This window comes from Paraburkholderia sp. MM5496-R1, assembly GCF_050436205.1.
GTDB lineage: Bacteria > Pseudomonadota > Gammaproteobacteria > Burkholderiales > Burkholderiaceae > Paraburkholderia > Paraburkholderia tuberum.
The window spans coordinates 3,280,851-3,302,145 of the sequence record NZ_JBNDLT010000002.1; the positions used below are offsets into that span (position 1 = coordinate 3,280,851).

A 21,295-nucleotide genomic window follows, 5' to 3' on the forward strand; every position below is an offset into this window, starting at 1 on the left:
GCGCGCTGTCATGCGCATTAAGCCTGGCTAGTCGCGCCGCGTTCGACGAGCCATGCGTCGACCCGCGCGAGCGCGCCCGCGAGCGCCGCTTCGAGCTCGGGCGTCTGCGCCATGCCGCCCCACACCAGCCGGTCGGCCGCGAACGCGCGCAGCGGATCGGGCGCCGTGAAAAAGGCGTGCGCGACGCGCTCTTCCATCACGCCGTCCTGATACGCGTAGGGCAGCTTGCCCGTGTGCCAGCGTTCCAGAAAGCGGAAGAACAACGCGGGCAGCATCGCGCTCGCCGCCGGCGTGACGCCGCGCTCGAAGCATTCGGCGAGTGTCGGCGCGATGAAGCCGGGCAACTTCGAGAAGCCATCGGCGGCGACGCGCTGGTTCGTGTCGAGGATATGCGGGTTGCTGAAGCGCTCGAGCACGACGTCGCGATAGCGTTCGAGATCGAGCGGACTCGGTGTCAGACACGGGATCACGTCCTCGGTCACGTAGTCGTACGCGAACTGGCGGATGTCGGCGTCGAGCGTGCCTTCGTGGATGTAGTTCAGGCCGACCAGCGTGCCCGCCCACGCGATGCAGCTATGCGTCGCGTTGAGAATGCGGATCTTCGCTTCCTCGTACGGCAGCACCGAATCGACGAGTTCCGCGCCGACCTTCTCCCAGGCGGGCCGTCCCGCGATGAAGCGGTCTTCGATCACCCACTGGATGAACGCCTCGCCCATCACCGGACTCGCATCGTCGACGCCGGTCGCGGCCTTCACGCGCTCGCGCACGTCGGGCGTCGGACGCGGCGTGATGCGATCGACCATCGAACACGGGCATGACGTGTTGTCGTCGAACCATTGCGCGAGTTCGTTCGCGCCGCGTCGTTCGAGAAACTCGCTCATGCCCGCATGAAAGCGCTCGCCGTTGCTGCGCAGGTTGTCGCAGGTCTGCAGTGTGACGGGTCCCGCGCCGCGCTTCACGCGCGCGTCGAGAATCGCCGCGAGCGCGCCGTAGATCGTCGTATGGCCGCCGGCGAGGTCGGCGGCGAGATCGGCATTCGCGGTGTCGAGCCGGTCGTGTTCGTCGAGGTAATAGCCGCCTTCGGTCACGGTGAACGCGATGATCTTGCAAGCCGGATCGGCGCCCGCTTCGATCAGTCCGTCGAGGCTTTCGCTCCATGGCAGCACGCGCTCGATCGAGCGGATCGTCTCGTAGGCGCGCTCGCCTTGCGGCGTGACGGTTTCGAGCGTGTAGACGCCGTTCTGCGCGGCGAGCGCTTCGAGCACCGGGTTCATGTCGCCGCGGATATTGCCCACGCTCAGCGACCAGCGCGGCTCGCCGGCCGTGCTCGCTTCGTTCAGCCGGTGCAGATACCACGCCTGATGCGCGCGATGAAACGATCCCGCGCCGATGTGCAGGATCACGTGTGCGGCCGCGCCGCTGCCTTGCCCGCTGTTCATGTTGTGTCTCCAAAAACTTGTCCGCGGCGCTCGCGGCGCGCGTTCTGTGCGTGTAGAGCATTTGCTCTGTATGTGAGCGAATGATCGTACCCGGAGAAACGAAAGTCAAGGCAAGGGAGCGGGCTTTTGATGGCGCAGCGCGGCATGGGCGATGCGCCGGCGGCAGCGACGAGCACCCGAGGCGAGAAAACGGGTCGCGCCGCTCATATTGCATTGCATCAAATTTGACCGCGCACGCGTCGGGGCTAACCCGAATACAAAAAAGTATCGGTCCGCGGTTTCTTTTAAAGTGGTTGCCAACGCGTTTGGCGGTTACTTTTCGCTTTACAAGATCAAGATCGGCGGCGTCTCCCGCGCGCCGCTTCATGGAGGCAGACAGTGCAACCTGATCTCGAAATCGTGGCCGTACGCCACGACGAATCGTTCAAAGTGTGGTCGCATGGCTATCCGTATCGCACGGTGCGCTGGCACTTTCATCCGGAGTACGAAATCCATCTGATCGTCGCGACGACCGGCAAGATGTTCGTCGGCGATCACATCGGCAGCTTCGCGCCCGGCAACCTCGTGCTGATGGGGCCGAACCTGCCGCACAACTGGGTCAGCGACGTGCCCGAAGGCGAGAGCGTCGCGCAGCGCAATCTGGTCGTGCAATTCGGCCAGGAGTTCGTATCGAACTGTCTCGAGAGTTTTCCGGAGTGGCGTCAGGTCGAGGCGCTGCTCGCCGATGCGCGTCGCGGCCTGTCGTTCGGTCTGGAGACGTCCGCGCAGATCAAGCCGCTCTTTCTCGAACTGCTCGCGGCGCGCGGGCTGCGCCGGCTCGTGCTGTTCATGTCGATGCTCGAGATCCTGATCAACGCGCCGGATCGCGACACGCTCGCGAGTCCCGCTTATCAGGCCGATCCGACCAGCTTCGCGGCGACCCGCATCAATCACGTGCTCGCGTATATCGGCAAGAACCTCGCGAACGAGTTGCGCGAGTCGGAGCTTGCGCAACTCGCCGGCCAGAGCGTCAGCGCGTTTTCGCGTTATTTCCGTCGCCATACCGGGCTGCCGTTCGTGCAGTACGTGAACCGCATGCGCATCAATCTCGCGTGCCAGTTGCTGACCGATGGCGAACTGAGCGTGACCGACATCTGCTTCAAGGCGGGCTTCAACAACCTGTCGAATTTCAACCGGCAGTTTCTTGCAATGAAGGGCATGGCGCCGTCGACGTTTCGCCGTTATCAGCAACTGAACGATGCGAGCCGCGATGCTTCCGAGCAGGCGGCCGCGCATGGCAGGGGCATCGACAACGCGCCGGCGATCGTGCTCGCGCCGGGCTTCTCGCGTAGCGGCGTCGCGTACCCGGTCACATAGTGCCCATCCGGTAGTTCACAGCTTTATTCCACCCGCGTTTCAACACGCATCGATCGCGCTGTGCGCCCACAGCGCGAGGGGGCGTGCTCACTTCAAAAAATGGAGACAACCATGAAGCCGTCTACTCTTTCACTTAACCCTTCGATGATGTTCGCGCGCCGTGTCGCCGCGCTCGCGTTCGGTTTCTCGCTAGTCGCTGTGTCGGCCGCGCAGACTGCGCAGGCCGCGCCGCTCAAAATCGGCATGACGTTCCAGGAACTGAACAACCCGTACTTCGTGACGATGCAGAAAGCGCTGAACGACGCGGCCGCGTCGACCGGCGCGACGGTCGTCGTCACCGACGCGCATCACGATGTCAGCAAGCAGGTCAGCGACGTCGAAGACATGCTGCAAAAGAAGATCGACATCCTGCTCGTCAATCCGACCGACTCGACCGGCATCCAGTCGGCGGTCACGTCGGCGAAGAAGGCGGGCGTCGTCGTGGTCGCGGTCGATGCGAACGCGAACGGTCCGGTCGATTCGTTCGTCGGCTCGAAGAACTACGACGCGGGCGTGATGGCGTGCGACTACCTCGCGAAGTCGATCGGCGGCAGCGGCGAAGTGGCGATTCTCGACGGCATTCCGGTCGTGCCGATTCTCGAACGCGTGCGCGGCTGCAAGGCGGCGCTCGCGAAGTCGCCGGGCGTGAAGCTCGTGGATACGCAGAACGGCAAGCAGGAACGCGCGACCGCGTTGTCCGTCACCGAGAACATGATCCAGGCGCATCCGAATCTGAAGGGCGTGTTCAGCGTGAACGACGGCGGCTCGATGGGCGCGCTGTCGGCGATCGAATCGTCGGGCAAGGACATCAAGCTGACGAGCGTCGACGGCGCACCGGAAGCGATCGCCGCGATCCAGAAGCCGAATTCGAAATTCGTCGAGACGTCCGCGCAATTCCCGGCCGACCAGGTGCGCATCGCGCTCGGCATCGCGCTCGCGAAGAAGTGGGGCGCCAATGTGCCGAAAGCGATTCCGGTCGACGTGAAGATGATCGACAAGAGCAACGCTAAGGGCTTCAGCTGGTAACGCAAGCGCAGGCTGCCGCGCGTGCGGATCATGCGCGGTGGCGCGCGGCACAGGAACATGCGATGGACACGATTCTGAAGCTCGACAACATCAGCAAGAGCTTTCCCGGCGTGAAGGCGCTGCAAGGCATTCACCTCGAGATCGCGCGCGGCGAGATTCACGCGCTGCTCGGCGAGAACGGCGCGGGCAAGTCGACGCTGATGAAGATTCTGTGCGGTATCTACCAGCCGGACGAAGGCACGATCACGCTCGACGGCGAGCAACGCCACTTCGCGAACTATCACGACGCGGTGGCCGCGGGCGTCGGTATCGTGTTTCAGGAGTTCAGCCTGATTCCGTATCTGAACGCGGTGGAGAACATGTTTCTCGGCCGTGAATTGCGCAACCGCTTCGGTCTGCTCGAACGCGGCAGCATGCGGCGCGCGGCGGCGCGGATTTTCGAGCGGCTTGGCGTAGCGATCGATCTGTCGGTGCAGATCCGGGAACTGTCGGTAGCGCAGCAGCAGTTCGTCGAAATCGGCAAGGCGTTGTCGCTCGATGCGCGCGTGCTGATTCTCGACGAACCGACCGCGACGCTGACGCCCGCCGAGGCCGCGCATCTGTTCGCGATCATGCGCGAGCTGAAGCAGCAGGGCGTCGCGATGATCTTCATCTCGCACCACCTCGAAGAGATTTTCGAGGTGTGCGACCGCATCACGGTGCTGCGCGACGGCCAGTACGTCGGCACGACCGAGGTCGCGCAATCCGACGTGAGCCGGCTCGTGCAGATGATGGTGGGACGCCGCATCGAAAGCAGCTTTCCGCCGAAGCCGACGCCGCGCGCCGACGCGAAGGTCGTGCTCGACGTCGTGCGCTTGCAGCTGTTCAAAGACAGCCCCGAGCTGAGCTTCACGCTGCGCGAGGGCGAGATTCTCGGCTTCGCGGGACTCGTCGGTTCGGGGCGCACCGAGACCGCCCTCGCGGTGATCGGCGCGGACCGTGCATACGCGAAGGAAATTCGCGTCAACGGCGCGGCCGCGAAGCTCGCCGACCCGGCCGATGCGCTGCGCGCGGGCGTCGGCATTCTGCCCGAGAGCCGCAAGACCGAAGGGCTCATTACCGAGTTCTCGATCAAGCAGAACATCTCGATCAACAACCTCGGCAAGTACCGGTCGCTACGTTTCTTCATCGACCAACGTAGCGAAGCGCGCGCGACCGCCGACATCATGAAGCGCGTCGGCGTGAAGGCCCCAACCATGCACACCGAAGTCGCGACGCTGTCGGGCGGCAATCAGCAGAAGGTCGTGATCGCGCGCTGGCTCAATCACCACACCAACATCCTGATCTTCGACGAACCGACGCGCGGCATCGACGTCGGCGCGAAGGCCGAAATCTATCTGCTGATGCGCGAACTGACCGCGCGCGGCTACTCGATCATCATGATCTCGTCCGAGTTGCCGGAGATCGTCGGCATGTGCGACCGCGTCGCCGTATTCCGGCAGGGCCGCATCGAAGCGCTGCTCGAAGGCGACGCGATCGAATCGAACGCCGTGATGACCTATGCGACCGCCGGTTCGCTCGGAGCCTCTCATGAACATGCCTAATCCTTCCTCTTCGCCGAAAACATCGAGTGTCAACAGCGACACGCCGGGCGCGCCGGTGCGCTTCACGTGGGCCGCGCTTAAGCGCTCGACGCTGTTCTATCCGTTCATCGGCCTGCTGGTCGTCTGCATCGTAATGGTGTTCGCGAGCGACAGCTTTCTCTCGGCCGCGAACATCGAGAACGTCCTGCGCCAGGTGTCGATCAACGCGATCATCGCGGTCGGCATGACCTGCGTGATCCTGACGGGCGGCATCGATCTGTCGGTCGGCTCGGTGATGGCGCTCTCGGGCACGCTGTCGGCCGGGCTGATGGTCGCCGGCATGAATGGGGTGGCCGCGCTTGCGGTCGGCCTCGCGGTCGGTCTCGGCTTCGGCGCGGCCAACGGCTTTTTCGTCGCGTTCGCCGGCATGCCGCCGATCATCGTCACACTCGCAACGATGGGTATCGCGCGCGGCCTCGCACTGATCTACACGGGCGGCTACCCGATCGACGGTCTGCCCGACTGGGTCAGCTTCTTCGGCAGCGGCAAGATTCTCGGCGTCCAGGCGCCGGTCGTGATCATGGCGGTGATCTATCTGATCGCGTGGGTGCTGCTCGAACGGATGCCGTTTGGCCGCTATGTGTATGCGATCGGCGGTAACGAGCAGGCGACGCGATTGTCCGGCGTGCGCGTCGCGCGCGTGAAGCTGATCGTCTACACGATCGCGGGTTTGACGTCCGCGTTTGCCGCGATCGTGCTGACCGCGCGCCTGATGAGCGGCCAGCCGAACGCGGGCGTCGGTTTCGAACTCGACGCGATCGCCGCCGTCGTGATGGGCGGCACGTCGATCTCCGGTGGGCGCGGCTCGATCATCGGCACGCTGATCGGCGCGCTGTTACTCGGCGTCCTGAATAACGGCCTGAACATGGTCGGCGTGAATCCGTACGTGCAGAACGTGATCAAGGGCGGAATCATTCTGCTCGCAATCTATATCAGCCGCGACCGCAGAAAGTAACGCTCGCTTCCCCACATCCCTCTTTTCGCAGGACCATGCAATGACGACTCAATCCGACCAGCAGAACATGACCGCCATCGTCTGTCATGCACCGAAAGACTATCGAGTCGAGCAGGTACAGAAACCACGCGCGCGCGCGCACGAACTCGTGATCCGCATCGCCGCGTGCGGCATCTGCGCGAGCGACTGCAAATGCCATTCGGGCGCGAAGATGTTCTGGGGCGGCCCGAGCCCATGGGTCAAGGCACCGGTGATTCCGGGCCACGAGTTCTTCGGCTATGTCGAGGAACTGGGCGAGGGCGCGGCCGAGCATTTCGGCGTGCAGAAGGGCGAGCGCGTGATCGCCGAGCAGATCGTGCCGTGCGGCAAGTGCCGCTACTGCAAGTCCGGCCAGTACTGGATGTGCGAAGTGCACAACATCTTCGGCTTTCAGCGCGAGGTGGCGGACGGCGGCATGGCCGAGTACATGCGCATTCCGCCGACCGCGATCGTCCACAAGATTCCCGACGGCATCTCGCTCGAAGACGCCGCGATCATCGAGCCGCTCGCGTGTGCGATTCACACGGTCAATCGCGGCGATCTGCAACTCGACGATGTGGTCGTGATCGCGGGCGCGGGGCCGCTCGGTCTGATGATGACGCAGGTCGCGCATCTGAAGACGCCGAAGCGGCTCGTCGTGATCGATCTCGTCGAAGAACGGCTCGCACTCGCGCGCGAATATGGCGCGGACGTGACGATCAATCCTCGGAAGGACGACGCGCTCGCGATCATCCATTCACTGACGGACGGCTACGGCTGCGACGTCTATATCGAATCGACGGGTGCGCCGATTGGGGTGAATCAGGGGATGGACCTGATCCGCAAGCTCGGGCGCTTCGTCGAATTCTCGGTGTTCGGCGCGGATACGACGCTCGACTGGTCGGTGATCGGCGATCGCAAGGAACTCGACGTGCGCGGCGCGCATCTTGGGCCCTATTGCTATCCGATCGCAATCGATCTGCTCGCGCGCGGACTCGTTACGTCGAAGGGCATCGTCACGCACGGCTTTTCGTTGGAAGAATGGGACGAAGCGATCAGGATCGCGAACTCGCTCGATTCGATCAAGGTGCTGATGAAGCCGCGCGCGTGAATCTGGGGCGCGGCGTTTCAACGGAGACTCTATGAACTACGTCATCGGCGTCGATATCGGCACGCAGAGCACGAAGGCGCTGCTGGTCGACGAGCACGGCGCGATCGTCGCGCAGCATGCGTCGAGCTATCAGCCCGATACGCCGAAGCCATTGTGGGCCGAGCAGTGGCCCGCGGTGTGGCTGAAGGCCGTGGTCGAATGCGTGGCCGCGTGCGTCAGCGAGGCGAAGGCGGCCGGCATCGCGCCGGGCGCGATCAAGGCACTGTGCGTGAGTAGCCTGTACGGCGGTTCGGGCATTGCGGTCGACAACGACATGCGGCCGCTCGCGCCGTGCCTGATCTGGATGGACCGGCGCGCGACCGCGCAGGTCGACTGGGTGCGCGAGAACGTCGATCTCGAACGGCTCTATACGATCACCGGCAACGGAGTGGACAGCTACTACGGTTACACGAAGATGCTGTGGCTGCGCGAAAACGAGCCGGACGTGTGGGCGCATACGCGCTATTTTTTGCCGCCGAACGCGTACGTGATCTACATGCTGACCGGCGAGGTCGCCGTCGATCACAGCTCGGCCGGCAACATCGGCGGCGTCTACGATATCGCGCGGCGCGACTGGTCGGACGAAGCGCTCGACATGCTCGGCATTCCCGCGACGATGATGCCGGAGCGGCTGGTCGAATCGTCGGAGGTGGTGGGCGGGCTGTTGTCGCAATGGACCGCGCAGCTCGGGCTCGACGCGGGCACCGCGATCGTCGCGGGTGGCGTCGATGCGGCAATGGCGACGTTCGCGGCCGGCGTCACGCGCGCGGGGCAGCACGTCGCGATGATCGGCACCAGCATGTGCTGGGGTTACATCAATCAGCGTGTCGACGCACGGCACGGTTTGATCAGCATGCCGCACGTTTTCAACGGGCAGCACGACATCTACGTATTCGGCGGCGCGATTACCGCGGGCGCGTCGGTCACCTGGTATCGCGAGCAGTTCTGTCACGCGGAGATCGAGGCCGCGCGCGCGACACCGCATGGCGATCCGCATCGGCTACTCGAAGAGAGCGCCGCGCAAGTGCCGGCCGGCGCCGACGGCGTGCTGTTCCTGCCGTATCTGATGGGCGAGCGCAGCCCGGTGTGGGATGCGAAAGCGAGCGGCGCGTTCGTCGGGCTGTCGCTGTTTCATACGCGCGCGCATCTGTATCGCGCCGTGCTCGAAGGCGTGTCGTTCGCGCTGAAGCACAACGTCGAGGCGGGGCGCAAAGGCGCGCAATCGCTCGACGACAAGCTGATCGTGGTCGGCGGCGCCGCGCATTCGGACCTGTGGATGCAGATCATCGCCGACGTCACCGGCTATCCGGTCTACACGATCGAGCAGGACGTCGAAGCCGCGATGGGCGCCGCGCTGCTCGCCGCGCTCGGCGTCGGTCTCGTGTCGCGCGAAGCGGCGCAAGGCGGCTGGGTCACGCTGATCGAGCGCGCGCAGCCCGAGGCACGGCGCATGGCGCTATACAAAGAGCGCTTCGGCGTGTACACGGACCTCTATCCGGCGTTGAAGCCGGTCATGCATCGCTTGCAATCATCATGAACGCTACTTTCGATTTTTCCGGCCGCTCGATTCTGGTGACGGGCGCCTCCAGCGGCATCGGCCGCGCGACGGTCGAGGCGCTGTGCGTGAGCGGCGCGTCGGTCATCGCGGCCGCGCGCAACGTGAACGAGCTCGCGCGGCTCGCCGAGGAAACCGGCTGCGAGCCGTTGAGGCTCGACATCAGCGACGAAGCCGTGATCGACGAAGCAATGGCCTCGCTCGAACCGTTCGACGGTCTGGTGAATTGCGCGGGCATCGCGTTGCTCGAACGCGCGGTGGAAACGACGGCCGCAAGCTTCGATCGCGTGATGGCGGTGAATGCGCGCGGGGCGGTGCTGGTCGCGAAGCACGTCGCGCGTGGCATGCTCGACGCGGGGCGCGCGGGCAGCATCGTCAACGTGTCGAGCCAGGCCGCGCTCGTCGCGCTCGACGATCATCTGAGCTATTCGGCGTCGAAGGCCGCGCTCGATGCGGTCACGCGCGCGTTGTGCATCGAGCTGGGGCCGTACGGAATTCGCGTGAACAGCGTGAACCCGACGGTCACGCTGACGCCGATGGCGGTGCTGGCGTGGAGCGATCCTGTCAAACGCGATCCCGCTTTGCAGGCGATTCCGCTCAGGCGCTTTGCCGAATCCGACGAAGTTGCCGCGCCGATTCTGTTTCTGTTGAGCGACGCGGCGTCGATGATCAGCGGGGTGTGTTTGCCGATCGATGGTGGTTACACGGCGCGCTAGCGGGTGTCAGGCATTGTCGGTTGCCGGGTGAAATGGAAGTAGGCGGAGGCCCTACCAGACGGTGTGGGGCCGTCCGGTGGTTGGAAGTGCGGGCTACTCGCTCAGAAGAAGACGCTTAAGCTTGTCGAGAAAAGCCTCGGTGGTCTGCTCCCACACGGTCGGATTGCACTGGTAGCCAAAATTTTCCTCAAGTGCTGCGTCAAGGTTCCCCGCATGATCGCTCTTGAACCGGTCTATCTCGGCCACCGTCGCGTTGATCTCTTCCGGTGTGCATTCGCATGTAAAAGAGAAAACCAATTCTTCAATTGTGTCTCCGAACAAGTCGAAATCTTCATGGAAGCGGCCACCAATCAATTGATACAAATTTTCGTATCTCAGATTGATCGACTGGCCGGATAGCACAGCCGCGAGTTGCTGAGCACTCAGTACAACCTTCAGTCCTTCGTCGTCATCGGCACCGGGCATATCGAAACCCTCTGATGTTTTTATGGGGTTCCGATGCTGCCATGCTGACCATCTCTCAAGATTCGGATAACTCCGAACTCGCGTAATAGTGTTGGCTTGCTCTTTGTTCCCCGCCAGGATGCCAGGTTTGCCCGGGAAGTGCCTTACACGCGCTAACCGCTACAGCATCGTCCGCACGTGCCACAGCTCGGGAAACAGCACCACGTCGAGCATCTTGCGCAGATACTGCGCGCCGCTCGTGCCGCCGGTGCCCTGCTTGAAGCCGATGATGCGCTCGACCGTCGTCACGTGGCGGAAGCGCCACTGGCGGAACGCATCCTCCAGATCGACGAGTTCCTCGGCCATCTCGTACAGCTCCCAATGCTCGGACGGATTGCGATACACCTCGAGCCACGCCGCTTCGACCGATGCATCATGTTCGGTCGGCCTCGTCCAGTCGCGTTCGAGCCGCGCGGGCGAAATCCTGAAGCCGCGGCGCGCGAGCAGCCTCACCACTTCGTCGTAGAACGACGGCGCTTCGAGTGATGCCTTCACTTGCGCGTACACGTCGGCGCGATGCGCGTGCGGCTTCAGCATCTGCTCGTTCTTGTTGCCGAGCAGGAATTCGATCTGCCGGTACTGATACGACTGAAAGCCCGACGAACTGCCGAGGTACGGCCGCATCGCCGTGTATTCGGACGGCGTCATCGTCGCGAGCACGCTCCACGCCTGCACCAGCTGCTCCATGATTCGCGACACGCGCGCAAGCATCTTGAACGCGGGCGGCAGGTCGTCGCGATGCACGGCCGCGAGCGCCGCGCGCAGTTCGTACAGCGCGAGCTTCATCCATAGCTCGCTCGTCTGATGCTGGATGATGAACAGCATCTCGTTGTGATCCGGCGACAACGGATGCTGCGCGTCCAGCACCGTGCCGAGCGACAGATAATCGCCGTAGCTCATCGACTCCGAGAAGTCGAGCTGCGCGTCGTGCCAGCCGCTGTCGGCCGCGCTCGCGGACGGCGCCGACGCCGTCCGTCCGTGCCCGAACGGGCAGCCTTGTGCCGCCGGTTCTTCTGGCAAGCCCGGCGTGTGCATGTGATCGGTCATTCTGTCGTCCTCAGGTAACGGCGCCGCGCTGGGCGAATTCAGGGGCCCGCCAGGCCTCGCGGGTGAGCACGTCGCGCAAGATTTCGACGGCGTCCCATACGTCGACGAAGCGCGTGTACAGCGGCGTGAAGCCGAAGCGCAGCACGTGCGGCTCGCGATAGTCGCCGATCACGCCGTGCGAGATCAGCGCCTGCATCACCTCGTAGCCGTGCGGATGTTCGAAGCTCGCGTGCGAGCCGCGCTGCGCATGCTCACGCGGCGTCACGAGCTTCAGTGGAAATTCGCTGCAACGTGTCTCGACGAGTTCGATGAACAGATCGGTCAGCGCGAGCGACTTCTGGCGGACCGCCTGCATCGACGTTTGCAGGAACACGTCGAGCCCGCATTCGACGAGCGCCATCGACACCATCGGCTGCGTGCCGCACAGGTAGCGGCCCACGCCGTTGTCGGGCTGATACGTTGGGTTCATCTCGAACGGCGCGCGATGCCCCCACCAGCCCGACAGCGGCTGCGCAAACCCGTTCTGGTGACGCCTGGGCACCCACACGAACGCGGGCGAACCGGGACCGCCGTTCAGGTACTTGTACGTGCAGCCGACCGCGTAGTCGGCACCGACGCCGTTCATATCGACCGGCACCGCGCCCGCCGAATGCGCGAGATCCCACAGCGCGAGCGCGCCCCTGTCGTGAATCAGCTTCGTCAGCGCGGCCATGTCGTGCATGTAGCCGGTGCGGTAGTTCACGTGCGTGATCATCGCGATCGCGGTGTCCTCGCCGATCGCGCCGGGCAGTTCGGATGGATCGTCGACGAGGCGCAGCTCGTAGCCGCGATCGAGCTGCTCGATCAGGCCCTGCGCGATATACAGATCGCTCGGGAAGTTCGAGCGCTCGGACACGATCACGCGACGCTTCGGATCGCGCGCATTGGCGAGCCGCACGGCGGCCGACAGCAGCTTGAACAGGTTGATCGAGATCGTGTCGGTAATCACGACTTCGTCTTCGGCCGCGCCGATCAGCGGCGCGAGCTTGTTGCCGAGTCGGCGCGGCAGCGCAAACCAGCCGGCATTGTTCCAGCTGCGGATCAGTCCTTCGCCCCATTCGGCGGCGATCACGGTCTGCGCGCGCTGCGCGGCGGCGGCCGGCGGCACGCCGAGCGAGTTGCCGTCGAGATAGATGGTCGTCGGCGACAGCGCGAACTGTTCGCGCAGCGCTGCGAGCGGGTCGGCGCTGTCGAGCGCCACGGCTTCATCACGATGGTTCATGGTGGTTCGATGGGTTGGGTTGTCGGGTTGATCGCTCGCCGGGGAGCGTGGCTGAGCGCGAGCCGGGCAGTGCACGCAGCACCGCGCGCACCGGGCTCGCGTCGAGCGTGGTCAGCTTCAGCGGCAGCGCGATCAGCTCGTAGTCGCCGGGTTCGACCGCGTCGAGCACGATGCCCTCGAGAATCGCCATCCGGTGCGCGCGAATGCGGTGATGCGCATCCATCGTCTTCGATTCCTGCGGATCGAGCGACGGCGTATCGATGCCGAGCAGCGTCACGCCGCGCGCGGCGAGCAGGTCGACGGTCTCGGGCGCGACCGCGCAGAACGCACTATCCCACTCGCGCGTCGGCGCTTTTCTGTAAGTGCGCAGTAAGACTCGCGGCGGCAAATCGTCGAGCGAGCCGGCCAGATGTTGTGGCGTCACAACAGGCGACGCGCCGATACAGTCAATCACTCTGCATAAACCGAGATATGCGTCGAGCGGCACGTTGCCGATCGCGGCGCCGTCGACGTCGTAGTGCAGCGGCGCATCGGTATGCGCGCCGGTGTGCGGCGAGATCGTCAGACGCGCGACATTGACCGGCGAGCCAGCCTCCATGCGCCAGACGCGCTCGATGCCGACCGGCGTGTCGCCCGGCCAGACGGGCGTGGCGGTATCGACGGCGGGGGTGATGTCCCAGAGTGCTCGCATGGCGGTGTCGGCGGTTGGTAGCGATCTCTAAATGATAGAGGTCAAGCTGTGAAATGTGATTGCGAAAAAATCTCCTTACCAGCCGTGTCTTGGAACATAATTTGAGTCAAACAGGAAAGGGAGACCGAATATGAACGCGATCTCGCTCGACGCCACCGATTGCCGTATCTTGACGGTGCTTCAGCAGGAAGGACGGATCAGCAATCTCGACCTGGCGGAGCGCATCTCGCTCTCGCCATCGGCCTGTCTGCGACGCCTGCGTCTGCTGGAAGAGCAGGGCGTCATCGAACACTACCGAGCGTGCCTGAACCGCGAAGTTTTGGGGTTCGAGCTGGAAGCGTTCGTGCAGGTATCGATGCGCAACGATCAGCAGAACTGGCACGAGAGTTTTGCCGAAGCGCTGCGCGACTGGCCCGAAGTGGTCGGCGCTTTCGTCGTGACCGGCGAAACCCACTATCTGCTGCGCGTGCTCGCGCACAACCTCAAGCACTATTCGGACTTCGTGCTCAATCGCCTGTACAAGGCGCCGGGAGTGATGGACATTCGCTCGAACATCGTGCTCGAAACGCTGAAGGAAGATTCGGGCGTGCCGGTGTCGCTCGTGAAGAAGAACAGCGGGCACGGAGCCACGCACAGCGACCGTTCAGGATGATGAGGGCGGGGCGCGCCGTTTTCGACGCGTCCGAGCGACAGGCGCTACAGACGCCAGGGAAGCGCCGCGCCGCTCAAAGCGGCTTCAGGCCGTGGAACTGCGCGCTCTGGAACACGAGCGGCAGCATGTCCGCGGCATTTTCATGCACACCGCAGCGCTCCACTTCGCCGACGAAAATCACGTGGTCGCCTTCCTCGTAGCGGCTGCGGTTATGGCATTCGAACCACGCGAGTGCGCCGTCGAGCACCGGCATGCCGCTGTCGCCCGCCGCGTGCGACACGCCCTCGAAGCGGTCGCCCTTCACGGTCGCGAAGCGCTTGCACAGATCGAGCTGCGTCGAGGCCAACACATTGATCACGTAGTGACTGTTGGCGCGGAACACCGGCATCGACGCGGAGCGCGTCGCGAGACTCCACAGCACGAGCGGCGGAGAAAGCGACACCGAGTTGAACGAACTGGCCGTGATGCCGATCAGTTGGCCGGACGCGGCGCGCGTCGTAATCACGGTGACGCCGGTCGCGAACTGGCTGAGCGCCTGTTTGAACGCGGACGGGTCGAAGTCGGGTGGGCTCGCGCGCTTCATCGGGGCGAGGCCCCCGTCGCGCGCCGTGTGAAAGACCGACTGCAGCGCGAATCAAGGCGCGAATTGAAGCGCGAATTGAAGCGTATAACCGCGCGGCGGGAAGCGGATGTTTCGAAAGTCATGGTGAAAATCGTTGATTTCCGCCAATTTTAACTGCAATCGCCGCGCGCGCCGCACCACGATGCGTGCGGCGCGTGGCAGCCGGGCGGTTGCAGCGACGATCGCCTCGAAAGGCTGCACCCGAAAATTTGCCGATCGTGCTGGATTGAGGCGCGGGTGCGGCGCTTGCGTGTGTGAGGCACGGTTATTCACACGTCGCGTGCCGGCGTTTCTATACTCGATATCTGCACGGCCGGATTTGCGGTCATTGCGCGACGGGTGCCTGACTCGTGCCTGACTGCGCCTTTCAGAACGCGTGTTCGGCCATATATTCGGATGCGGTGGCAGATACGGCGGCGCTACGCAGGCCGGCTGCCGATCATTGTGTGAATCTGATCCTGGGGTGAAGCTTATGAACGAGATAGCAACGCTCGGCGGTGGATGTTTCTGGTGCCTCGAAGCGGTGTATCTGGGCGTCGAGGGCGTCAATGCGGTGGAGTCGGGTTATGCGGGTGGTCACGCGCGCCATCCGAGCTACGAGCAGGTCTGCGACGGCGACACCGGTCACGCGGAAGTGGTCAAGGTCGACTTCGATCCGGCCAAGATCAGCTATCGCGAGATTCTCGACATCTTTTTCGCGATCCACGATCCGACCCAGCTGAACCGGCAGGGCAACGATGTCGGCACGCAATACCGCTCGGTGATCTTCACGCATTCCGACGCGCAGCACGAAACCGCGCTGCAGGCGATTCGCGAGATCGGCGAACAGCGCATCTACGACGGCAAGCTCGTGACCGAGGTGCTGCCGCTCGGCGACAACTACTGGCCCGCCGAGGCCTACCACCAGAACTATTTCGCGCAGCATCCGAATCAGGGCTACTGCTCGTTCGTGGTAGCGCCGAAAGTCGCGAAATTCCGCCAGAAGTTCGCGCATCGGATCAAGGGGGGGTAGCGGCGCAGCGCGGGGATTGGGGTCGGCAACGGGCGGATGCGTAAGACCGCCCGCTGCTGTTCGTCACTGCGGTTCCTGTGCTCGCGATGGCACCTCGTCGCCGTTATCGCCGCGTCCCTGCGTGACACGCACGCAGGCTTCGACGATTTCTTCGGCCAGTTTCACGCAGCTGAGCGGCGCCGATCCCTCCGCCTTGTTGTTGACCGCGATCACGACCGGCTGACCAGCGAGCGCGTAACGCGCGGCCAGTTCGGCGAGCGACGCGCGCGTCGCCGGATCTTCGTCGACGAGCCGGTTGAACGGCTCGTACTTCGCCTTCGCCTGTTCGTACTTGAAACCGCCGTGCAGGCTCCAGCGCACGATCAGCGGACCGGCCGGCTCGCCATCGAGCAGCGCGAGCGCCGCGGCCTGGCGCAGCGGATCGGGCATCCGCGCATGAACGCCGACGCAGTAGCGCACGCGAGCCGTCTTCAGCATGCGGATGAAGCGCGGCGTGAGCAGGCTCGCGTCGCGAATCTCGACCGCGTAGCAACTGCCGTCGGGCAGCCCGGGCAGCGCGTCGAAAAACTCTCCCAGTCGTTCGATGAATACCGCCGGCTGCGCGAGCATCTGGTCCGGCAGCGGCGAGAACTGGAACACCAGCGCGCCGGCCTTTGCGCCGAGGCCTTCGAGGCAGGGCGTGACGAAATCGTCGATCGCCATCCGCGCGTTCAGGAAGCACGGGTTCAGCGACACCGGCTCGCCGCGCACGGTGGCGTCGGTGATCGTCATCGGCGCCTTGACGATGAAGCGGAAGTGCTCGGGCACCTGCTGCGCATAGCGCAGGTATTCGGTGACCGTCAACGCCTGGTAGAACGAGCGGTCGATGCTGACCGTCTTCAGCAGCGGATGTGCGCCGTACGCACTCAAGCCCTCGCGCGACAGTTTGCTGTTGCTGTAGTCGTCGCCGTAGACGATGCCTGTCCAACCCGGGAACGACCATGTCGACGTGCCGAGGTGGATCTGCGGCGGCAATTGCGCCGCGAGCGCGAGCAGCTCCGGCGACGGCGGTGCAGCGAGCACGGCGCGGCTGCGGCGCTTTTTCGGGGCGTCGGCGGAGGCCGGGGCGCAGTCTGGTTCAGGAGCGGGGCTGTCGGGCGGGGTGTCGTCTTCGAACAGCGACGCGGGGGTGTTGGAAATTGCGGTCTTCGGCGTGGTGCGCTTGTGCTCTGGCTGCGCGGCAGCGCTTGCGGCCGAATCGGCTTCACGTGCGGACATGGCCGGCGCTTCTGCCGCGGCCTCCACCGGCATCCCGAACAGATCGAACTGCTGCGCGGCCTGATGCGCCGCATCGTCCGTGCTGCCGTCCTTGCCGTTCAACGGCTCTTCAACGTCACTCGTCCTGCTCTGGTCCATCAATGTCCGGCCTGCTGTTCATCAGAATTGCGCCGCGGCGCGCGCTCCATGCACGCCGCCGCGGCGCGACCGGTCACAACCCGGGTCACAGCCGGGTCACAGCGGTTTTTCGTACATGTAGCGGCGCGACCACGGCAGGGTTTTCGCGCTGCGGCCGGCTTTGCGGCACACCACCTGGAAAATCGACACGTCGTCGTTTTCGAACGCATACGCGCAGCCGGCCAGATACACGCGCCAGATGCGGAATTTTTCGTCGTCGACGAGCTTGCGCGCCTGGTCTGCGTGGGCTTCGAAATTTTCCGCCCAGATGTCGAGCGTGTGCGCATAGTGACGGCGCAGGCTTTCGACGTCAACCGGTTCGAGCCCGCCGCGCTGCATCGATTCGAGCGCGAGGCTGATGTGCGGCAGCTCGCCGTCCGGGAACACGAAGCGGTCGATGAACTCACCGCCGCCGAGCGCGGTTTCGCCGCTATCGGCGTCGCTCGACGTGATGCCGTGGTTCATCGCGATGCCGTCGTCGGCGAGCAGATCGTGCATCTTCTGGAAATAGCCGGGCAGGTTTTTGCGGCCGACGTGCTCGAACATGCCGACGCTCGTGATGCGGTCGAACTGCCCCTTGACGTCGCGATAGTCCTGCAGGCGGATATCGATCTGGGTTTCGAGGCCCGCCGCTTTCACGCGCGCGGTGGCGAGATCGAACTGGTTCTGCGACAGCGTGACGCCGACGCACTTCGCGCCGAACTTTTGCGCGGCGCGCAGCACGAGCGCGCCCCAGCCGCAGCCGATGTCGAGCAGACGCTGCCCGGGCTGCAGCTGGATTTTGGTCAGAATGTGATCGATTTTCTTCAGTTGCGCGGTCGCGAGGTCTTCGGTGCCGGTCTCGAAGTACGCACACGAGTAGACCATGTTCTCGTCGAGCCACAACCTGTAGAACTCGTTCGACACGTCGTAGTGATACTGGATCGCTTTCTTATCCGACGTCTTCGAGTGATTGAAGTAGCGCCGCACGCGCGCGAGCTTGCCGGCGCTCGTCACGGTGCTGCGCGCGAGCTGATAGCCGATATTGATGATGTCCGACAGCTTGCCCTCGATGTCGATCTTGCCTTTGACATAGGCTTCGCCAAGATTGTCGAGGCTCGGTTCGAGCAGATAGGGCAGCGCGGTTGCGCTCTTCACGTGTAGCGTGACCTGGGGCGCGGCGAACTGCCCGAAGTCGTGTTGCTGACCGTCCCACAGCACGAGGCGTGCGGGCAGGTTAGCTGTGGTTTTGACATCTTCAACCCACTGCGCCAGCTTTTTCTCCCAGAACATGTGATCTCTCCGTGTTCGTTGATTTAAAGCAAAGCTATGTGGATCGCGACATGGCGCGGCGCATTCCGCGGGCCGCGCAACGCAATCCCGCCGACGCGCGCCGCTACGTTGGCGCCGCCGCCGGCCTCATTCGTCCGGTCATCGACCGGTCAGGGCGACAGGCGTGCGATCAGCCAGTTGGCGCTTTCTTCCGCGCGCGTGTAAAGCAGACGATCGTGCAGCCGAGACGGCCGCCCCTGCCAGAATTCGATCGCGTCGGGCACCAGACGGTAGCCACCCCAGTGCGGCGGACGCGGAGGATTTTCGCCATATTGCAGGCTGATTTCGCGTTCGCGTACTTCGAGCTGCGAACGGCTTTCAATCACCTGACTCTGATTCGATGCCCATGCGCCGATCCGCGAGCCGAGCGGACGAGACGCGAAATACGCGTCACTGTCTGCCTCGCTCGTTTTGACGACGCGGCCCTCGATGCGCACCTGGCGTTCGAGTTCGATCCAGTGAAACAGCAGGCTCGCGTAGGGGTTCACGTTCAGTTCGCGGCCCTTGCGGCTTTCATAGTTGGTGAAGAATACGAAACCGCGCTCGTCGACGCCCTTGATGAGCACGATGCGTGCCGAAGGCCGGCCGCGCGCGTCGACCGTGGCCAGCGTCATTGCATTCGGCTCGGGCAGCTTGGCGTCGATGGCCTGCTGGAACCACGTGTCGAATTGACGGAACGGATCGTGGTTGACGTCGGCAACGTCCAGTGAGCCCAGCGAGTAGTTTTTTCGAAGCTCGGCGAGTGAGATCATTTTCTTATGCGAACGCTACAGTGTGGGCCAAGTATAGCTAAGGCGTCAGGTTTTTGCGCGCGAGCGGAGCAACGTATGGCGCGGCGCATGTTGCGCCGGCGCAAGCCTGCAACATTGCGTCGCTGCTCGTGGTCCTGCGCGGCTGTTTTCACGTGTTCAGGCAAAATACGGGCTGCGCGCCCAATTTGCCAAAGCAATTTGCCCAGGCGATTTGCCAAAGCGCCGCCGCCTGCTTTGTTCCGCCTGTGTTTTCGAGCCCTGCCATCATGTCCAGCACCGCCGCGCAATCCGATCTTACTACCAGCCTCGACGCGAACGAAACCGCCGACCGCGCGCGCCGTTTCGGCGGCATCGCCCGTCTGTATGGCGCGCCCGCGCTCGCCGCATTCGAGGGTGCGCACGTCGCGGTGATCGGCATCGGCGGGGTGGGGTCGTGGGTCGCGGAGGCGCTTGCGCGTAGCGCGCTCGGCACGCTGACGCTGATCGATCTCGACAACGTCGCGGAAAGCAACACGAACCGGCAGATTCACGCGCTCGACGGCAACTACGGAAAACCGAAGGTCGAAGCGATGGCCGAACGCATCGCGGCAATCAATCCGTGCTGCGAGGTGCGGCTGATCGAGGACTTCGTCGAGCCGGACAATTTCGCGGCCACGCTCGGCGGCGGCTTCGACTATGTGATCGACGCGATCGACAGCGTGCGCACGAAGACCGCGCTGATTGCATGGTGCGTCGAGCGCAAGCAGCCGCTGATCACGGTCGGCGGCGCGGGCGGTCAGCTCGACCCGACGCGGATCCGCATCGACGATCTCGCGCTGACGATCCAGGACCCGCTGCTGTCGAAGGTGCGCGGGCAGTTGCGCAAGCAGCATGGCTTTCCGCGCGGGCCTAAGGCGAAGTTCAAGGTGAACGCCGTGTATTCCGACGAGCCGCTGATCTATCCGGAAGCGGCCGTCTGCGATATCGATGAAGAAGCCGAGCACGTGAGCACGTCGCCGGGGCATACGGGGCCGGTCGGCTTGAACTGCGCGGGGTTTGGCTCCAGCGTGTGCGTGACCGCGAGCTTTGGTTTTGCGGCCGCGGCGTACGTGTTGCGGGAGCTGGCGAAGAAGGCGACGGTTTAGGTGGCAGCCCGGGCGGCGGTTTCAACCGCGCTGACCCAGGCTGCCATCGGGCAAAACATCGCAATCGATCAATACAACGACGCGCTCAGCCTGCGCCGCCACTGCGACACCAGCTCCGGCTGATGCGCGGCCAGATCGAACACCGACAACATCGTCTTGCGGCCGATATCGTCGCGGAACGCGCGGTCGCGTTGCACGATCGCGAGCAGATGTTCGAGCGCCTGCGCGTATTTGCGTCGCGCGATAAACGCATTCGCGAGATCGAAGCGTGCTTCGAGATCGTCGGGGTGGCCGGCGACACGCGCTTCGAGCGCATCGGTGGGCGGCAGGTCCGCGGCGGCATCCACCGCGTCGAGCCGCGTCTTGATCGCGTTGAAACGCGCGTCGATGCCTTGCGTGGTTTTCGGCGACAGCAGATCGACTTCGTTGCGGGCCTCATCGATGCGGTTGTCTTCGAGCAGCAACTCGATGCGGTCCATGCGCGCGTCGTCGAAGCCCGGGTCGTAAGCGAGCGCCGCTTGCAGCAGGTCGTAGGCGTCGTCGCGGCGGCCTTCGGCGAGCGCGGTCTGCGCTTCGATGCGCGCGGCCGGCGCCCCTTGCGGCACGAGCCGGTCGAGGAACTCGCGCAGTTGTCCTTGCGTCAGCACGCCGACGAACTGATCGACGGCCTGGCCGTCGGCGAACGCGATCACGTGCGGAATGCTGCGCACCTGGAAGTGCGCGGCCAACTCGTGGTTCTCGTCCACGTTGACCTTCACGAGCTTCCATTTGCCGGCGGCTTCGGCTTCGAGCTTTTCGAGCATCGGGCCGAGACTCTTGCAGGGGCCGCACCACGGCGCCCAGAAATCGACCAGCACGGGGGCCAGCATCGACGCCTTGATGACGTCCTGTTCGAAAGTGGCCAGAGTGGTGTCCATTGCGTCCTCGTCGATAGAAACGGTTTGTGAACAGGCGCTAGGTGGGGCCGAATCGCGCGAATTCAATGCGGTGATTCGCGCGCGGCCCAGCG

General features: G+C 64.1%; 21 protein-coding genes. 10 read left to right on the plus strand and 11 right to left on the minus strand.

All coding sequences use genetic code 11. The features are described from left to right. Positions 1-17 precede the first annotated feature (17 nt). Positions 18-1,439, minus strand: coding sequence for a D-arabinitol 4-dehydrogenase (dalD, locus tag OKW38_RS22250; RefSeq protein ID WP_429363063.1), 1,422 nt, complete (start codon positions 1,437-1,439; stop codon positions 18-20). A gap of 378 nt (positions 1,440-1,817) precedes the next feature. Between dalD and OKW38_RS22255 the strand changes: the two genes are divergently transcribed. From OKW38_RS22255 to OKW38_RS22285, 7 genes are all read left to right on the plus strand, one after another. Beyond that, positions 1,818-2,795: an AraC family transcriptional regulator gene (locus OKW38_RS22255; RefSeq protein ID WP_429335254.1), complete on the plus strand. Its 978-nt coding sequence runs from the start codon at positions 1,818-1,820 to the stop codon at positions 2,793-2,795. A gap of 111 nt (positions 2,796-2,906) precedes the next feature. Continuing rightward, positions 2,907-3,860, plus strand: coding sequence for a substrate-binding domain-containing protein (locus tag OKW38_RS22260; protein WP_429363064.1), 954 nt, complete (start codon positions 2,907-2,909; stop codon positions 3,858-3,860). 62 nt (positions 3,861-3,922) lie between these two features. Next, positions 3,923-5,443: a sugar ABC transporter ATP-binding protein gene (locus OKW38_RS22265; RefSeq protein WP_429363066.1), complete on the plus strand. Its 1,521-nt coding sequence runs from the start codon at positions 3,923-3,925 to the stop codon at positions 5,441-5,443. Then, on the plus strand, positions 5,430-6,437 hold the full coding sequence (locus OKW38_RS22270; RefSeq protein ID WP_187614003.1) for an ABC transporter permease: 1,008 nt from the start codon (positions 5,430-5,432) through the stop codon (positions 6,435-6,437). Before OKW38_RS22265 ends, OKW38_RS22270 begins: the two co-directional genes overlap by 14 nt. A gap of 40 nt (positions 6,438-6,477) precedes the next feature. Beyond that, positions 6,478-7,566: an alcohol dehydrogenase catalytic domain-containing protein gene (locus OKW38_RS22275; RefSeq protein ID WP_429363068.1), complete on the plus strand. Its 1,089-nt coding sequence runs from the start codon at positions 6,478-6,480 to the stop codon at positions 7,564-7,566. 31 nt (positions 7,567-7,597) lie between these two features. Beyond that, entirely contained in the window at positions 7,598-9,142 is a 1,545-nt protein-coding gene (locus tag OKW38_RS22280; protein ID WP_429363070.1) for an FGGY-family carbohydrate kinase, read from the plus strand. Continuing rightward, a complete protein-coding gene (locus tag OKW38_RS22285; RefSeq protein WP_429363072.1) occupies positions 9,139-9,876 on the plus strand; it encodes an SDR family oxidoreductase in 738 nt (245 codons plus the stop codon). Before OKW38_RS22280 ends, OKW38_RS22285 begins: the two co-directional genes overlap by 4 nt. A 93-nt stretch (positions 9,877-9,969) precedes the next feature. On the opposite strand, the gene OKW38_RS22290 is transcribed toward OKW38_RS22285, so the two are convergent. From OKW38_RS22290 to kynB, 4 genes are all read right to left on the minus strand, one after another. Then, positions 9,970-10,341, minus strand: coding sequence for a contact-dependent growth inhibition system immunity protein (locus tag OKW38_RS22290; RefSeq protein WP_429363074.1), 372 nt, complete (start codon positions 10,339-10,341; stop codon positions 9,970-9,972). A gap of 159 nt (positions 10,342-10,500) precedes the next feature. After that, positions 10,501-11,427, minus strand: a complete 927-nt coding sequence (kynA, locus tag OKW38_RS22295; protein WP_429363076.1) for a tryptophan 2,3-dioxygenase — start codon at positions 11,425-11,427, stop codon at positions 10,501-10,503. A 10-nt stretch (positions 11,428-11,437) separates the two neighbouring features. Further along, positions 11,438-12,688, minus strand: coding sequence for a kynureninase (gene kynU, locus OKW38_RS22300; RefSeq protein WP_429363077.1), 1,251 nt, complete (start codon positions 12,686-12,688; stop codon positions 11,438-11,440). Beyond that, positions 12,675-13,379, minus strand: a complete 705-nt coding sequence (gene kynB, locus OKW38_RS22305; RefSeq protein ID WP_090801656.1) for an arylformamidase — start codon at positions 13,377-13,379, stop codon at positions 12,675-12,677. Before kynB ends, kynU begins: the two co-directional genes overlap by 14 nt. A 130-nt stretch (positions 13,380-13,509) precedes the next feature. Between kynB and OKW38_RS22310 the strand changes: the two genes are divergently transcribed. Then, entirely contained in the window at positions 13,510-14,031 is a 522-nt protein-coding gene (locus OKW38_RS22310; RefSeq protein ID WP_090801655.1) for an Lrp/AsnC family transcriptional regulator, read from the plus strand. A 73-nt stretch (positions 14,032-14,104) separates the two neighbouring features. Here OKW38_RS22310 and OKW38_RS22315 read toward each other — a convergent pair whose 3' ends face one another. Continuing rightward, positions 14,105-14,614 carry a flavin reductase family protein gene (locus OKW38_RS22315; RefSeq protein WP_429363079.1) on the minus strand — a complete coding sequence of 170 codons (510 nt, stop codon included), beginning with the start codon at positions 14,612-14,614 and terminating at the stop codon, positions 14,105-14,107. A gap of 51 nt (positions 14,615-14,665) precedes the next feature. Continuing rightward, positions 14,666-14,926: a hypothetical protein gene (locus OKW38_RS22320; RefSeq protein ID WP_429363081.1), complete on the minus strand. Its 261-nt coding sequence runs from the start codon at positions 14,924-14,926 to the stop codon at positions 14,666-14,668. A 199-nt stretch (positions 14,927-15,125) separates the two neighbouring features. Here OKW38_RS22320 and msrA point away from each other — a divergent pair, with 199 nt between their 5' ends. Further along, positions 15,126-15,665, plus strand: a complete 540-nt coding sequence (gene msrA, locus OKW38_RS22325) for a peptide-methionine (S)-S-oxide reductase MsrA (protein WP_429335245.1) — start codon at positions 15,126-15,128, stop codon at positions 15,663-15,665. A 63-nt stretch (positions 15,666-15,728) separates the two neighbouring features. Here the strand turns inward: msrA and OKW38_RS22330 are convergent, their stop codons facing one another. From OKW38_RS22330 to pdxH, 3 genes are all read right to left on the minus strand, one after another. Then, complete coding sequence (locus OKW38_RS22330) at positions 15,729-17,060, minus strand: DUF72 domain-containing protein (protein WP_429363082.1); 1,332 nt, start codon at positions 17,058-17,060, stop codon at positions 15,729-15,731. A 96-nt stretch (positions 17,061-17,156) separates the two neighbouring features. Continuing rightward, complete coding sequence (locus OKW38_RS22335; protein WP_429363084.1) at positions 17,157-18,371, minus strand: class I SAM-dependent methyltransferase; 1,215 nt, start codon at positions 18,369-18,371, stop codon at positions 17,157-17,159. A 149-nt stretch (positions 18,372-18,520) separates the two neighbouring features. After that, entirely contained in the window at positions 18,521-19,162 is a 642-nt protein-coding gene (gene pdxH, locus OKW38_RS22340) for a pyridoxamine 5'-phosphate oxidase (protein ID WP_090801646.1), read from the minus strand. Positions 19,163-19,428: 266 nt separating this feature from the next. Between pdxH and tcdA the strand changes: the two genes are divergently transcribed. Continuing rightward, the gene (tcdA, locus tag OKW38_RS22345; RefSeq protein ID WP_429335243.1) at positions 19,429-20,286 is read left to right on the plus strand and encodes a tRNA cyclic N6-threonylcarbamoyladenosine(37) synthase TcdA; all 858 of its coding nucleotides are present in this window, start codon (positions 19,429-19,431) and stop codon (positions 20,284-20,286) included. 68 nt (positions 20,287-20,354) lie between these two features. Here tcdA and trxA read toward each other — a convergent pair whose 3' ends face one another. After that, a complete protein-coding gene (gene trxA, locus OKW38_RS22350; protein WP_187614014.1) occupies positions 20,355-21,203 on the minus strand; it encodes a thioredoxin in 849 nt (282 codons plus the stop codon). Positions 21,204-21,295: the final 92 nt, after the last annotated feature.

Bases quoted from the DNA above. Each gene is read 5' to 3' on its own strand.
- dalD (WP_429363063.1), bottom strand. From the start codon at position 1,439: ATGAACAGCGGGCAAGGCAGCGGCGCGGCCGCACACGTGATCCTGCAC.
- OKW38_RS22260 (WP_429363064.1), top strand. From the start codon at position 2,907: ATGAAGCCGTCTACTCTTTCACTTAACCCTTCGATGATGTTCGCGCGC.
- OKW38_RS22265 (WP_429363066.1), top strand. From the start codon at position 3,923: ATGGACACGATTCTGAAGCTCGACAACATCAGCAAGAGCTTTCCCGGC.
- OKW38_RS22270 (WP_187614003.1), top strand. From the start codon at position 5,430: ATGAACATGCCTAATCCTTCCTCTTCGCCGAAAACATCGAGTGTCAAC.
- OKW38_RS22275 (WP_429363068.1), top strand. From the start codon at position 6,478: ATGACGACTCAATCCGACCAGCAGAACATGACCGCCATCGTCTGTCAT.
- OKW38_RS22280 (WP_429363070.1), top strand. From the start codon at position 7,598: ATGAACTACGTCATCGGCGTCGATATCGGCACGCAGAGCACGAAGGCG.
- OKW38_RS22285 (WP_429363072.1), top strand. From the start codon at position 9,139: ATGAACGCTACTTTCGATTTTTCCGGCCGCTCGATTCTGGTGACGGGC.
- OKW38_RS22290 (WP_429363074.1), bottom strand. From the start codon at position 10,341: ATGCCCGGTGCCGATGACGACGAAGGACTGAAGGTTGTACTGAGTGCT.
- kynA (WP_429363076.1), bottom strand. From the start codon at position 11,427: ATGACCGATCACATGCACACGCCGGGCTTGCCAGAAGAACCGGCGGCA.
- kynU (WP_429363077.1), bottom strand. From the start codon at position 12,688: ATGAACCATCGTGATGAAGCCGTGGCGCTCGACAGCGCCGACCCGCTC.
- kynB (WP_090801656.1), bottom strand. From the start codon at position 13,379: ATGCGAGCACTCTGGGACATCACCCCCGCCGTCGATACCGCCACGCCC.
- OKW38_RS22310 (WP_090801655.1), top strand. From the start codon at position 13,510: ATGAACGCGATCTCGCTCGACGCCACCGATTGCCGTATCTTGACGGTG.
- OKW38_RS22315 (WP_429363079.1), bottom strand. From the start codon at position 14,614: ATGAAGCGCGCGAGCCCACCCGACTTCGACCCGTCCGCGTTCAAACAG.
- msrA (WP_429335245.1), top strand. From the start codon at position 15,126: ATGAACGAGATAGCAACGCTCGGCGGTGGATGTTTCTGGTGCCTCGAA.
- OKW38_RS22330 (WP_429363082.1), bottom strand. From the start codon at position 17,060: ATGGACCAGAGCAGGACGAGTGACGTTGAAGAGCCGTTGAACGGCAAG.
- OKW38_RS22335 (WP_429363084.1), bottom strand. From the start codon at position 18,371: ATGTTCTGGGAGAAAAAGCTGGCGCAGTGGGTTGAAGATGTCAAAACC.
- pdxH (WP_090801646.1), bottom strand. From the start codon at position 19,162: ATGATCTCACTCGCCGAGCTTCGAAAAAACTACTCGCTGGGCTCACTG.
- tcdA (WP_429335243.1), top strand. From the start codon at position 19,429: ATGTCCAGCACCGCCGCGCAATCCGATCTTACTACCAGCCTCGACGCG.
- trxA (WP_187614014.1), bottom strand. From the start codon at position 21,203: ATGGACACCACTCTGGCCACTTTCGAACAGGACGTCATCAAGGCGTCG.